We start from the raw sequence: 14,154 nt of genomic DNA, 5'->3' as shown, positions 1-14,154 counted from the left end.
CGGTGCGCCCCATTATTCCGAAAGGGGACCAACAATGTCGGAATTTCGCAAAATCACCATCGCACTCGAACAGGGATTCAAGGATGACAGCGTCCGTATCTCGATCGGCGATAGGCTGGTGCATTGGCTCGACCATGTGAAGACCCGCGCCAAGATCGGCGTCGCCCACACGCTGGAACTCAGCCTGCCGGCCGGCAATGATCCGGTGCAGGTGGAATTGCCGAGCAAGGATGTGCGCATCTCGATCGAACCGGGGATGGGCGAGGCATGCTATTGGGGCGTGTCGGTCAGCCCGAACGGCAAGGCCATGTATGTGAAGCGCTCAGTCGAACCCTTCGCTTATGTCTGATATGCTCCGTGCGGCGTTGATAGGGGTTTCCCTTATTGTCCTCGCCCTGCTTGTCATTACGGTCCCGCAACCTACTTTTGATCCGTCACGAACTATGGGGGTATATATGGCTGAATCCTACGACTCCGACGCCAATTATGTCATCAAGCTGACCGACCCGGCCGATCCGGCCAAGGTCGTTGGCTATGCCTTTGTCGAGCAGGTCCATTATCTGGCCGCCGATGATGACGGCGATGATGCCAAGGCGGCGATCGCTGGCGTGGCCGGACTGTTCACCGATGGTCCGGTTCTGGACGCGGTCGCCCTGCCGGGGCAGCAGCGCGCCACCCGCGCCTATTTTGCCGAGATCGGGTCGGGCAAGGCCGACTTCGCCTGAGGCCGATCGCGCCCATGAAGATGTTCCGGCGCGGGGCGCATCGCTCCCGCCGTCCTGCCGACACCCTCGCACGGATCGCGCCTGCGGCTCGTGCGCTGGGCGTCACGCGGCTGGCCGATGTGACCGGCCTCGACCGCATCGGCATCCCTGTATTCCAGGCGGTCCGTCCCCTGTCACTGTCGCTGTCGGTGTCGCAGGGCAAGGGCGCCACGCCTGATGCCGCGCGTGTCTCCGCGCTGATGGAAGCGATCGAACTGCATCACGCCGAAACCTGTCCCGCCAGCAGCCACAGTTGTGCCGATGCCGGCGAAGCCCGGCTCTGGAGCCAGATGGCACGGGCCGACAAGCAGGGCGCTTCCTTCGATCCGGTACGACCACGCGGCTGGGTCGAGGCGATCGACCTGCTGAGCGGCCGGCCCATGCGGATACCCCATGGGCTGGTGACGATGGATTTCACCGTGCCGGCCGAACCCGATCTGTGGCCCAACAGCAATGGGCTGGCATCCGGCAACACCCCGGCCGAGGCGCGCTGTTCGGCGCTGTGCGAACTGATCGAGCGCGAGGATCATGCCCGCTGGCTGGAACGGGGACTGCGCGCGCGCCGGGCGAGCGCGATCGATCTGGACAGCGTGACCGACCGGCTGGGCCGCAGCCTGATCGCGCGAGTGCGGCGCGCGGGCCTGTCGCTATCCTTGTGGGACATGACCGGTCCGATCGGCGCGGCGGTGATCGGCTGCGCGATCACGGAACGCGGTGCCGTCCGCAGCGTGCAATTGCCGCCGGCAATGGGGGCGGGATGCCATCCCGATGCCGGCGTCGCACTCGCTCGCGCCATTTGCGAGGCGGCGCAGACCCGTGCCGCGCTGATCGCCGGTGCGCGCGACGATATCGATCCGGCGCGCTATCGCGATGCCGGGCAGCAGCGGCAGGGCTTCCTGTTGGCGATGCTCGATTTCGCGCCGGCAACCCGACCCTGGTCGGCGGTGCCCTCCGTGGCGCATGACGGGGCGGAGGATGATCTGGCCTGGCTGCTCGATCGCTGTGCGATGGTGGGGGCAGGGCCGGTCGCCTGTCATGACCTGACCCGGCCCGACCTCGGCATCGATGTGGTGAAGCTGCTGGTGCCGGCCTTTGGCGATCATGATCGGCCATCGCGCACAGGCACGATGCAAGCGGCGATGGAGCCGGCATGAGTCTGCATGCGATTGTCTTTGCCGGGCCGAGCCTGGGCGGTTCCGTGATGGCCTTGCCCGATGGTGTCGAGTTGCGCGGGCCGGCGCGGCGCGGCGACATGCTGCGCGCCGCGATCGAACGACCGGCCGCGATCGGCCTGATCGACGGACTGTTCGAAACCACGCCATCGGTCTGGCACAAGGAAATCATCCAGGTGATGGCCGAGGGGATCGCCGTCTATGGCGCGGCCAGCCTGGGCGCATTGCGCGCGGCGGAACTGGCGCCGTTCGGCATGGTGGGCATCGGCGCGATCGCGCAGGCTTACAGGACGGGGCAGATCGAGCGGGACGATGCGGTGATGGTCAGCCATGCGCCGGCGGAATTGGGACATCGCGCGATGACGCTGGCGCTGGTCGATGCCGAGCATGCGATCGCGCAGGCGGAGATGGCGGCAGGCGACCGCGCACTGCTGCTGCGGCTGGCGCGGCGGATGAATTTCCGCGATCGCAGCTGGGCGCTGATCGGCGACGCCTTCCGCCAGGCGACCGGGCGCGACCTGCCACCGATCGATCAGGGGCTTAGCCTCAAGCGCAAGGATGCGGAGCTGTTGCTGTGGACGATTGCTGGCCCGGTGGCCGTGCCGCATGTCGCGCCGCCGCCGCAAAGCTTCTTCCTGCGCAGCCTGCGCGCGGAGATCAGCGCGGCGTGATGCGCAATCCGGCCTGTTCCAGCCCGGTTAGGAACAGGCTGCGTTCGGCCGGCCCCTGCAGCGGCAGGAACTGGATCATGGTGTCGACCAGATCGGCGTCGCGGGCTGGAGCATCGCCTTGCCACAGGCTGGCGAAACGCTGGCGCAGTTCGTCGATCACCGGGGCGGCCTGCTTCGCGCCGCCCAGCATGCCCAGATTGGCGCCCCGCACCGCCAGATAATGGATCGATCGATTGCGGCCGATCTCGAACTGGGTTTCCGCTGCCTCATGCTCGCCCGACAGGGCGTAGAGCACGGCCAGATCGGAAAAATATTCGTCCGACGGAAAGGGGTTCAGTTCGAAGGCGCGGGCGATCAGGCGCTGCGCTTCCTTCATCTCGCCCAGATGGACGAGGCCGAAGCCGATCTCGTTGATGCCGTCGGCGTGAAAGGGCGTCAGGTCGAGCGCGGTCATGAAGCCCTGCATCGCCTGCTTCATGTCGCCGCGCCGCAAATAGCACCAGGCGAGGCGCGACTGCACGCCGCCATGGGTGGGTTCCAGCGCGACCGCGCGGGTGCAGAGGTCGAAGGCGCGGGCGCGCAGCGGCGCGGCATCATGGCCCGCCATCAACTGCATGAAATCGGTGTTGTAGAGGCGCGCCAGTTGCAGATAGGCGTTGGTCAGGCGCGGCTCCAGCAGGATCGCGCGTTCCAGCAGGTCGGCGCCTTCCTGCACCTCGGCCAGGTTGGCGGCGGCCAATATCTTGGCGCGGGCGGTGAAATAGAGCGGATAGGCGTCCGACCCGCTGGGCACACGTCCTTCCATCAGCTTGCCGACATCGCGTTCGACCACCGGCAGGATGGCGCCAGCGATCCGGGCGACCAGATCGTCGATCGCGGCGAGCAATTCGCCCTGGCGCACGGTCAACTGGCGCGTCCAGACCAGGAAGCCGCTGTCGATCCGCGTCATGCGCAGATTGATGCGCCAGCCGTCGCCATCAGCGCGGACCGACCCGTCCAGCGCATAGCTGGCGATCGAGGCGGGGGCGGCCGCCTTCATCCGCTCGGCCGATGGCGCGTCGACTGACAGGATGCGCAGGTCGCGCATGCCACCCAGGGCGGTCTGCAGATCGTCATGGCAAATGCTGGTGAGCAGGGCGCCGTCCGGGCCGCTATCGCCGATCAGCCTGAAAGGGGCGATCACCAGGATCGGCGGCTCGACATTGGCCTGCGGGATTGTGGCGACAGCGGGCGCGGCGGTCGCGCGCGGGGCGGGAGCGATGACCGATCCGACCGTCGTCAGTTCGCGCAGCAGTCTTTCGGTGTCGGGCGACACGCGGGCATCCAGATCGCGTTGCAGCCCGGTCTCCAACTGGCGGTAGCGGCGGTGGAGCGCGACATGGTCGCCGGCCTTCTGGTCGAGCGCCATGCCGAGCCGGGCGATCCGTTCATCGCCGGTGTCGAGCCGCTGCAACTGGGTCAGGATCGCCCGGCGCAGGTCGAGCAGATCGTCCTGGCCATTGCGCTCGACAGCGTGCAGCACATCCTGGACGATGCGCTCGCGCCAGCGTTGCCGTTCGATCATCAGCCAGTCGTCGAAGCTGCGATCCAGTCCCTCCAGCCCGTCCAGTATCGCGCTACCCGCGCCATCCAGGATACGGGCCAGTCCGTTCAGGTCGTTGGCGGCGGCGCAGGCCAGTATCTCGCCCAGGTCGCTGGAAAAGCCACCCTCTGCCAGATGCAGGTCACGCCGTTCGATTTGGATGAGCGGGGCGGCCGGATGCGCACGCAGGTCGGTCAGTGCCTGGCGCAGGCTGGCGCGGGCCTGCACCTCGCCCCGGTCGCTCCACAACAGGCCGACCAGCCGGTCGCGGCTGGCGCGGCGATCGGGCTCCAGCGCAAGATGGGCAAGCAGGGCACAGGCCTTGCGGCTGCGCGGGCTATGGTCGCGTCCGTCCGCCTCGTCGATCAGGCGGAAATCGCCGAGCAATCGAAAGCGAAACCGAAGCTCGCCAGCCGCTGTCACCATCATGCCCTTTATTGCTGGCGGCCTGCAGTGCCGGGCCGCCGATCGATCCGCCCTAACACAGCTTGCTGAACAGGGCGACGGTCCGTTTAGGCTGCGTCACGATCGAGGGCCATAGCCAATTCAGCGGTCGAACAGCTTGATCTCCGCCAGCCGGATCGCCTTGCCCTGGGGCTGGCGCATCAGCACCCGCCACTGGCGCGCGGCGCGGCCGGCAAAGCGCAGGTCGGTCACGCCATTGGCGAGCGGCGCGCCCTTGGGCGTCGCGACATCGCGCCATTGGCCATCGACCATGGCCTGCAGGCGATAGGATTGCGGCACGGCAAACTGCTTGCCGTCGGCGAAGAAGGCGAGTTCGGCGCGGCCGATGGACACCGGTTTGCCCAGGTCGATGGCATACCATTGGTTGGCCTCTCCGGGCGCGGAGGACCAGCCATTGGGCAGTTCGGGGAAGAACCAGGTGCGGCCGTCGATCGCGTCATGGACATTTTCGGGGTCGGTGTTGCTGGATGCGCTGCCGATCGGGAACTGGCCGCGCACCAGTTGCACGGCGCGGTTGATCGGCCGGGCGACCGGCGCATTGGCGACGCGCGCCACCGGCAGCTCGATCCGGCCCAATGTCTCGCGCCGGGCGACTTCCTTGCCGTCGACCTCGACCGACAGGCCCTTGCCCCGGCCATAATGGCTGCCGTCCGCGTCCCAGGTCACGGCGATGCGATGGCCATGATAGGGCACGTCCTGCGCCCGGAACCAGGCCAGCGCCTGCGGATCGCCGGCGTCGGGCAGCAGCGGGTTCACCTCCAGCACGTCGTCGACGCGGGGGCGGATGCCGACCAGACCGCCCAGGATCAGGTCATTATAGCCCGAATGGAAATAATGATGGCTGCGATCGAGGCCGACGATCGGCTTGCCGGTTTCGGGATGATAATCCTCCTCCAGATCGAGCCGGTTCCCCTGATAATGGAGCGCGGTATATTGGCGCAGCAGGCGCATATAGTCGCTGCGGGTCACCGGGCCCTGCTGGGCATGATGATCGAGCAGATTGGCCATGGCGATCAGCACCTGGGTCGTCTGATAGGGCCAGATCGGGCCGTTCCACTGGCATTCCGGTGCATCGCCCAGATAGCGATATTGCCGCATATAATATTCGTAATTCGCTTCGACCGTGCGCATGCCCGCCTTGCCGGCGAGCGAGGCGGGGTCGAGCAGATGCGCCCAGGCGCCGGCATATTTGGCGTCGTCCGGGACCAGGTCGAACATCCAGGGGAGGTAGCCGACCAGTTCGCGATTGCGGATCGGATCCCAATATTTGACGTGCGGATTCTTGCGGCTCTCGTGCCGGTCGATGAAATGGTCGAGCTTCTCGCTCCACAGGTCGGCAAGGACATGGTCCTTCAGCGCCTGTGCCCGCGCCTCATATTCCTGCGCCATGGCGGTGTCGCCGGCCATGGTCGCCATCTTCGCCAGCGCGCGGGCATTGGCATACATGTAGCTGTTGACCGAGGGGCGGAAGGCGTCGCCACCGCGGAAGCCGTCCTTGCCGCCCGAAGCGTCGATCGAGGAGACGGTATATTCGGTCGCGTCGAGCAGCGGCTCGACGAAATAGAGCCCCTTGTCGAAGTCGAACTTCTCGTCCCACAGGCGGTAGATATGGCGCATCACCGGCAGATGTTCGAGCACGCCCGCCTTGTCGCCATCGATCAGGTAACGGCCCCAGACCGAGTCCGCCATATAGTCGGTGAAGTGGCGGTCATTGCCGCCGCGATACATGAAGCGGATATAGTCGTCGGCAAAGCGCCGGTCGTTCAGCCAGCGCCCTTCGGCCAGATGAAAGCCGGTCGCGTCGTTGAGGCTGGCATAGGGATGGCGCTGCCAGTCGACATCGTCGAAAAATTCGGTGGTGATATACCCTTCTTCGCCCAGGTCGCGCTGATGCCCGCGATAGAGCTGCCAGCGATAATAATAGACGGCGTCGATCTTGGGGTCGGCGGATTCGAAGAAGGGGATGCGATCCTGATACCAGGGCGCGTCATTGCCGAAGCGCTGCACCGCGATCGCATGGGTATCGAGGCCGGCGGAGCGGGGAGGGGGAGAGGCGGCGCCCATGCCGATCATGGCAGCCCCTGCCAGCAGAAGCATCCTCATCGCGCGCATCGTCCGTCTCCCTGTATCCTGAAACAAATATGGCGGCCGTTCCGGGGAGTTGGAGAGGGTTCCCGGAACGACCGCCATGAAAATGGGGCGCAGCGAGGAGACGCCACGCCCCATCGGGCACTCAGTCAAACTTGAAGCGAACACCCAGAGCGAAGGTCCGATCAATCAGCAGCGTGCTGGAGTTGAACTCCGTCGGATTGCCGACATCGCCGAACTTGTAATAGTTCTGCTGCTTCGCCTTGGTGATGTTCACCGCGTCGAAAGTGACGCCGATATCGTCATTGACGTTCCAGGTCAGCTGGAAGTCCAGGCTCTTTTCGGGCGCGCGCCACATGCCGATCGGGTTGGCGAAGGAGCGGCCTTCATTGTTGTTCAGGAAGCCCTTGCGCCAGATGTAGGACAGGCGGGCACCGACCGGGCCGCTGTCATAGGCCAGCGTGGCGTTATAGGACAGCTTCGACACGCCGAAGAAGGCCGACTTGGCGGTGCCGGTGATCTCACCTTCATTGTTGACGACCGGGATCGTCTGTTCGGAATCCAGGATCGTCGCGCTGCCGGTGAAGCCCAGGCCATCGAGGATCGACGGCAGATAGGACGGGAAGTAGGTGAGACCCAGTTCCACACCCTTGAGCGTGCCGTTCGAGGCGTTTTCAGGCCGGGTGATGTTGAAATATTCGGTATAGGTTTCGTTGCGCGGCAGATAGTTGTTCGGGATGAACTCACGCACGGTCAGCGGCACAACCAGACCGTCGATCTTGCGACGGAAAGCGGTCGCATAGATGGCGCTGTTGCGTTCGAAATACCATTCGATCGCAAGGTCCATATTCTTCGAATGGGTCGCACGCAGATTGGCGTTGCCCGACGAACCCGAGCCAAAGCCGATGCGGGAGAGATCGCCCGTCAGCGCCAGATTGGGGTTGAGATCGCCAAAGGCCGGACGGCGCAGCGTTTCGCCATAGTTGAAGCGGATGCGCAGATTGTCGGTCAGATTATAGCGCGCGGTGAAGGACGGCAGGAACTTTTCCGAACCGGTCGACACGGTGGTGCGCGCGAAATTATTGCCGCGGTCGAAATAGTCGTACAGCGTGTCGATCGCAACGAAGCGCACGCCAGCCTGAAGCTGCAGCGGGCGACCGAAGATTTCGACTTCACCATCAGCCATGACATAGGCGGCCAGATTGGTTTCGTTGATGCCGAACACATGGCCGAAAGTCATTTCGTCCGACAGCAACAGGCCGGGGGCTACGGAACGATAGAGGCTGCGGACAGCATCCTTGTCCATGCTGCGCGGGTCAGCCAGCACCCAGCTGGTCGGGATGTCGGCGCGTCCGTCGAAGAAGCCGCTGTTGGTGAAGGGAGTGCCCTGGCTGAAGGCCGCCAGTGTCATGCCCGGCAGGCCGCCGGCGCCCTGATCGCGGACGTAGGAATCGGCATTGCGATCATCGAAGCGGAAGCCGGCCTTGATGCGACGCAGGAAGCCTTCATCCCACTTATATTCGCCGTCCAGCATCATGGTCAGGGCGCTGCCGGTGTTCTTGGTGCCGCTGTCGAACAGGTTGCCGACGGTCCACTGGCTTGCATCGGTCAGCACGCCCTGATTGGCGAAGCTGTAGGCAGGCAGGCCGCCACCGGCGTTGAAATCGACGTCGATGTCGAGCGGGCCGCGATCGGTACGGATAGCGAAGAAGGAGGTTTCGTTCTTGCTGTCCTGATAGGCGATGTCGGCGACGATCTTGCCGCGCTCACCCACGTCCCACTTGGCGTTCAGCGCATAGACATAGCTGTCTGTCTTGTTGGTCGCCATGTCGCCGCTGTTGAAGCCGGCGACCGCGCCCATCTGGCGCGACTTGATGATGTTGGTGCCATCATAGAGTTCAAAGCTGTTGGCCACGTCGGCGGGCAGGTTGCCCCACCAGTCGGCAAAGCTGAAGTGCAGGCTGTTGAAGGTTTCCCCACGGAAGCCGGTGTAGAACACCTCGGCGGTGTAAACCGAACTGTCATTGGGCGCCCACTGGAGCGCAGCGTTGACCGACGGACGCTCGCGCTTGCCGTAGAGGTCGGAGGCGATGACGGCGTCACGCGAGAGATAATAGGGCGTTTCGACGCCGTTGATGTTGAGTGTCGAACCCGGTGCGGTCGGCAGGCCGGCGTCGAGGCCCGGCGTCCAGTTCTCGTTGGTCGCGCCAGGGAAGATACGCTGCAGCGGGGTCAGGCCCGAACCTTCGGGCGGATTCTCGGTGGCGAAGGGCACCATGGCGCCGGCCTGGAGATTCTGGTTACGATAATGGGCACGGGTGTAGCTGCCGTTGATCAGGAAGCCGATGTCGCCGATGCCGGTTTCCCAGCGATCGCTGACCAGCAGAGCGACGTTCGGATTGAACTTGTCCGCCAGCTCCGAATAGACGCCGCGCGCCAGGCCGGAAATGGTGAAGCCATCGAAGTCGAGCGGGCGACGGGTCTGGACGTCGATCTGGCCGGCAAGGCCGGTTTCGAGCTGGTCGGCCGAACGCGTCTTGTAGACATCGACCTGCTTCACGAGGTTGGCCGAGATGTCTTGCAGGGCGAAGGACGTGCCGGCGGCAGTGAAGATGTTGCGGCCGTTAAGGGTGGTCAACGGGTCGGTCAGGCCGCGAATGGTGATGGTCGCCGCTTCGCCGCCGGCGCGGTCGGTAACCTGGATGCCGGTTACGCGCTGAAGCGCTTCGACGACATTATTGTCAGGCAATTTGCCGACGTCTTCGGACACGATCGAATCGACGATCTGGGTCGATTCCTTGCGGACGTTCAGGGCGCCGACGATCGACGCGCGCACGCCGGTGACGACGATATCTTCGGTCGGTGCTTCCTGAGTAACGGTCTGCGGAGCGGCGTCGGTCTGCGCGAAGGCGGCGCCCGACAGGGTCAGCGCGACAAGCGACGCAGAACAGAGTGCGATCGGCCGGATAGCCATTTTCAAGTCCTCCCCAAGGGGCTGGCCCGTTGCCATGCCCACGAATTACTCGGACTAATTATTTCCACATGCTGAGAAGCGCAAGTGAAATATTGGGTCGGGGTTGCGCTACGTGGCACCCATGTTGCAAATTTGCCGCAGCGATTCTGGCCCGGTTTTTCGGGCGTTTCAGGCCATAAAAGGCCGAAAGGCCATGGGCTTGCGCGGCTTTTGGCGGCGCGAGCCCATGGCCCTATTTGTCAGACTCGGCGAGTCGCGTTCAGTCGGCGTACCATTGCGTGCGCGGGTCCTTGCTGCGCGCGAGGCCGATGCGCCCGTCGATTGCGGCGAGATGCTTGCCGGCGACGGCGATGGTCGCGAAGCGGACCGTACCCTGGGCCGCATCCTCGAACCGGACGAACTGGCTGCGCAGCGCGAAATCGGCGCTGCGATCATCCTTCATCAGGCTGACCGTGCCGTCCTTGGCCGCGACCAGATAATGATCGGGCAGCAGGATGGGGGAGAGCATCACGCTCTTCGCGCCGGCGCGGCCGGGCGACTGGCGGAACTGGGTCTGGGCGAGCGCGGGATTGCCCGCGATCAGCTCCGTGCCCTGATGGGCCAGCAGCGCCTTGGGATCGGCAGCCGAGACGAACCGTTCCGGCATCGCGCCATTGCCCACGGGCACGCCGAAGTCCGGGGTGCCGTCGGCCTGGAAATAGAGGCGCTGGACGCGGGTGTGGCGGTCCGGGTTGAACAGCGGGTCGCCCTGGATCGCCTCATAGTCGCGGCCATGATAGACGAGGATGTCGCGGCCCTTCTCGTCCACGGTGAAGCTGTTGTGGCCGGGGCCATAGACGCTGGTTTCGGTGCAGGTCTTGAACACCGGCTGGGGCGACTTGGTCCAGCTCTTAGGATCGAGCAGGTCGGCATTCTCGTCGGCGGTCAGCATGCCCAGGCAATAGCGCGCGTCGGTGGCGCTGGCCGAATAGGTCATGAACAGGCGACCATTGCGATGCAGGACGGCGGGGGCTTCGGCCACCTTGTAGCCGCGCACTTCCCAGTCGAGCGTGGGCACGGTCAGGCGGGTCGCCTTGCCGGCCAGATTCAGTGGCGATTCCAGCTTGGCGATGTAAAGGTTGCTGTTGGTGTTGATGCCCGGTTCCTTCTGGGCCCAGGCGAAATAGCGCACGCCCTTGTGGACGAAGCTGGTGGAATCGAGGTTGAAACTGTCCCAGGGGGCCTGGAATTCGCCCAGTACGCTCCATTTGCCGGTCATCGGATCGGCGCCGTCGCATACCACGGCATAGGTGCGGATGCGGAACACGTCGTCGCCGCCGCCGCTCGGGCCGGCGGCGAAATACATGTACCATTTGCCGTCGATCTGGTGGAGTTCGGGCGCCCAGATGAAGCCGGAGCGCGGGCCGCTTGCCTCATGGCGCCACAGCACCGCCTCCTCGGCGGTGGCAAGGCCGGCCAGCGTCTTGGAGCGGCGCAGCACCAGACGGTCATATTCGGGCACCGATCCGGTCATGTAATAATAGCCGTCATCATGCAGGAAGACCTGCGCGTCGGCGCGCTGCTTGACCAGCGGATTGACCGGAACCGGGGCGGCAACGGCCGGAGCGGCGGCACCGGCGCGCGCGGCGATCGGCGCGGCCGACAAGGCGGCAGTGCTGGCAAGGAAGCCACGGCGGGACAGGGCGAAATTCATTCTTCTCTCTCCTGATGCCGCGGCGGGACGCGGCGATAGTCAGACAATTGGATCAATAATCGGCAACGGGCCAGCCGTCAGCCCCCCAGCGCACCGGCGCAATGCGCAGGGTCGGGGCGCCGTTCGCCTGTTTGTCATAGGCATGGTAGACGACATAGTCCTTGCCATCGCGATCATGCAGCCAGCCGGCATGGCCGGGGCCGCGGAAGCGCTGCTGTTCCTGCAGGTCGGCGCGCAGGAAGATGCTGCCGCCGCCTTCCATCAGCGGGCTGCCGTCCTTGCCTAGATAGGGACCGGTGATGTCCTTGGAGCGGCCCATCACGGTGTAATAGGTGCTGTTCACGCCCTTGCAGCAATAGTCATAGCTGACCATCAGCCAATAATAGCCGCCATGATCGACGATGAAGGGCGCTTCCACCGGCGCCGGGCCGCCGGCGGGGGCCGGGCGACGCGCGATCGAATAGGGCTTGGCCTTGGGATCCTTGGGCTTGCCGGTCCTGGGATCCAGCTCGAACAGCTTGATACCGGTCCAGAAGCTGCCGAGGCTCAGCCAGTGGCGGCCATCGCGGTCGATGATGAAATTGGGATCGATCGCGTTATAATCATCCTCCCTGGTCGACATGACGACCAGCCCCTCGTCGCGCCAGCCGAAATTCTTCGCCTTGGGGTCGAGTGTCGGGCTGGTGGCAAGGCCGATGGCCGAGCGGTTCGAACCGAAGGTCGAAACCGAATAATAGAGGCGATAGCGGCCGTTCACATAGGAAATGTCGGGCGCCCACATGCCGTTGCTGCCGGGGATCGCCTGCTTGGCCCAGTCGGGCAGGGCGGTGAAGACGGGCTTGCCGGCGGTCCAGTGGACAAGGTCGGGCGAGGTCCGCGTCTCGATCAGCCGGTCGCCATGGCCGGTGCTGAAGACATGATAGGTGCCGCCTTCGCGGATGATGACCGGATCATGGGTGGGGACGAGGTCGCCGGTCAGCCGGTCGTTGAGCGTGGTGGCGGTCGGCGCAGTCGGTGCCTGCGCGATCGCGCTGCCGGCCAGCAGGGCAAGGCTTGCCAAGGTGATGATGGTCTGCCGCATCTGCCGGCCTCTCCCCAAATTATCGAAAACGAAAAATGGGCGGGCAGCCCCGAAGAGCCGCCCACCCAGTTGGCGAAAAGCCTTATTGCAGTTCGAGCACGACCACCGACTTGGGCGGCAGCGCGACGGTCAGCGTGCCGCCGCTGACCTGTGCGCCGGTGAAGGCGACGGGCTTGACGGTTTCGGGCGCGTCGAACGTGTTGTGCGAATTGATCGCCGACGCCGTCAGGATACGACCGGTGACGCCGCTGGCGCTCAGGCCATCGAGCTTCACGGTGACGGTGTTGGTCTGGTTCGGGTCGAGGTTCGACAGGCCGACATGGACCTTGCCGTCCTTGCCCTTGACCGCCGAGCCGCTGACCGCCGGCATCGTGTACTGATCCTTCGCATACCAGGGCGACTGGATGTCGATCGGCAGCACGGTGGCGTCCTGCCAGGGCTTGTACATCTCGAAGACATGATAGGTGGGCGTCAGCACCATCTTCTTGCCGTCGGTCAGGATCATCGCCTGCAGCACGTTCACCATCTGCGCGATCGCGGTCATGCGGACGCGGTCGGCATGCTTGGCGAAGATGTCGAGATGGATCGAGGCGATCAGCGCGTCGCGCAGCGTATTCTGCTGGCGCAGGAAGCCGGGATGCGTGCCCGGATCCTGGGCATACCAGCTGCCCCATTCGTCGACCGCCAGGAAGACGCGCTTCTTGGGATCGTACTTGTCCATGATCGCGCTGTGCTTGGTGATCAGCTCGTCCATGTGCATCGCGCCGTTGAGTGCGTCGGCCCAGCCATTTTCGTCGAAATCGACGGCGGGTGCGCGCGGCGGCCAGCCACCGGCGGGGTGGACATAATAATGGAGCGAGACGCCATCGAGCTTGTCGCCCGCGACGCGCATCATGGTTTCGGTCCAGTTATAGTCGTCGACATTGGCGCCGGCGGCGACCTTCATGATCTTGGTGCCGGCGGGCGCCTTGACGAACGTGGCGTAACGACGGGTTTCGTCGGCGGCGAATTCGGGGCGCATGTTGCCACCGCAACCCCACAGCTCGTTGCCGATGCCGAAATAGGGAACGGCCCAGGGTTCCTTATGGCCGTTCTTGGCGCGCAGTTCGGCAAGGCTGCCGGCGGGCGCGGTCATATATTCGACCCATTCGGCCATTTCCTGCGGCGTGCCATTGCCGACATTGCCGGCGATATAGGCTTCGGCGCCGACCTGGCGCAGCAGCTCGAAAAATTCGTGCGTGCCGACGGTGTTGGGTTCGGTCACGCCGCCCCAATGGGTGTTGACCTTGACCGGGCGGTCCTTCTTGGGGCCGATGCCCTCACGCCAGTGATATTCGTCGGCGAAGCAGCCGCCGGGCCAGCGGATCACCGGCACCGACAGGTTGCGCAGTGCGGCGACGACGTCGTTGCGGAAGCCGTTGGTGTTGGGGATGGACTTGTCGTTGCCGACCCACAGGCCGCCATAGATGCCATTGCCCAGATGCTCGGCAAACTGGGTGAAGACGCGCTTGTCATAGACGGCGCCGGGCTGGTCGGCATGGATCGTCGCCGTGGTCGGCTTGCCGCCGGTCTGGGCGTGCGCGGCCGGGGCGAGCGCGGTGGCGCACAGCAGCAGCGCGGCCGTGGTACGGCGCAGGGCTTTCAACATTCCTCTCTCCTCTCGA

Annotated in this window: 10 protein-coding genes; 4 read left to right on the top strand and 6 right to left on the bottom strand. The window is 64.9% G+C overall.

Features of this window, described 5'->3' with window-relative positions; genetic code table 11:
• Positions 1–34 precede the first annotated feature (34 nt).
• From A0U87_RS25580 to A0U87_RS25565, 4 genes are all read left to right on the top strand, one after another.
• Positions 35–349 carry a hypothetical protein gene (locus tag A0U87_RS25580; RefSeq protein ID WP_004208507.1) on the top strand — a complete coding sequence of 105 codons (315 nt, stop codon included), beginning with the start codon at positions 35–37 and terminating at the stop codon, positions 347–349.
• A 106-nt stretch (positions 350–455) separates the two neighbouring features.
• Positions 456–725: a hypothetical protein gene (locus tag A0U87_RS25575; RefSeq protein WP_048937411.1), complete on the top strand. Its 270-nt coding sequence runs from the start codon at positions 456–458 to the stop codon at positions 723–725.
• A gap of 14 nt (positions 726–739) precedes the next feature.
• Positions 740–1,918 carry a YcaO-like family protein gene (locus A0U87_RS25570; RefSeq protein ID WP_048937410.1) on the top strand — a complete coding sequence of 393 codons (1,179 nt, stop codon included), beginning with the start codon at positions 740–742 and terminating at the stop codon, positions 1,916–1,918.
• Positions 1,915–2,607, top strand: coding sequence for a TfuA-like protein (locus A0U87_RS25565; protein ID WP_048937409.1), 693 nt, complete (start codon positions 1,915–1,917; stop codon positions 2,605–2,607). Before A0U87_RS25570 ends, A0U87_RS25565 begins: the two co-directional genes overlap by 4 nt.
• Here the strand turns inward: A0U87_RS25565 and A0U87_RS25560 are convergent.
• The 6 genes from A0U87_RS25560 to A0U87_RS25535 all read right to left on the bottom strand — a co-directional run bounded on the left by A0U87_RS25560 (position 2,594) and on the right by A0U87_RS25535 (position 14,138).
• Entirely contained in the window at positions 2,594–4,618 is a 2,025-nt protein-coding gene (locus tag A0U87_RS25560; RefSeq protein ID WP_122928353.1) for a trifolitoxin synthesis, TfuA, read from the bottom strand. The genes A0U87_RS25565 and A0U87_RS25560 overlap by 14 nt on opposite strands.
• A 117-nt stretch (positions 4,619–4,735) precedes the next feature.
• Positions 4,736–6,766 (bottom strand): discoidin domain-containing protein, encoded by a 2,031-nt coding sequence (locus tag A0U87_RS25555; protein WP_048937408.1) that lies wholly within the window; start codon positions 6,764–6,766, stop codon positions 4,736–4,738.
• Positions 6,767–6,887: 121 nt separating this feature from the next.
• A complete protein-coding gene (locus A0U87_RS25550) occupies positions 6,888–9,716 on the bottom strand; it encodes a TonB-dependent receptor (protein ID WP_010338082.1) in 2,829 nt (942 codons plus the stop codon).
• A gap of 259 nt (positions 9,717–9,975) precedes the next feature.
• Positions 9,976–11,409 (bottom strand): glycoside hydrolase family 43 protein, encoded by a 1,434-nt coding sequence (locus A0U87_RS25545; RefSeq protein ID WP_048937407.1) that lies wholly within the window; start codon positions 11,407–11,409, stop codon positions 9,976–9,978.
• A 52-nt stretch (positions 11,410–11,461) separates the two neighbouring features.
• A complete protein-coding gene (locus tag A0U87_RS25540; RefSeq protein WP_048937406.1) occupies positions 11,462–12,490 on the bottom strand; it encodes an arabinan endo-1,5-alpha-L-arabinosidase in 1,029 nt (342 codons plus the stop codon).
• 82 nt (positions 12,491–12,572) lie between these two features.
• Positions 12,573–14,138, bottom strand: coding sequence for an alpha-L-arabinofuranosidase C-terminal domain-containing protein (locus tag A0U87_RS25535; protein WP_048937405.1), 1,566 nt, complete (start codon positions 14,136–14,138; stop codon positions 12,573–12,575).
• Positions 14,139–14,154 lie beyond the last annotated feature (16 nt).

The organism is Sphingobium sp. MP9-4 (genome assembly GCF_005281675.1).
Lineage (GTDB): Bacteria > Pseudomonadota > Alphaproteobacteria > Sphingomonadales > Sphingomonadaceae > Sphingobium > Sphingobium yanoikuyae.
The sequence above is the reverse complement of the archived record's forward strand: the minus strand, read 5'-3'. Positions and strand labels throughout refer to the sequence as shown.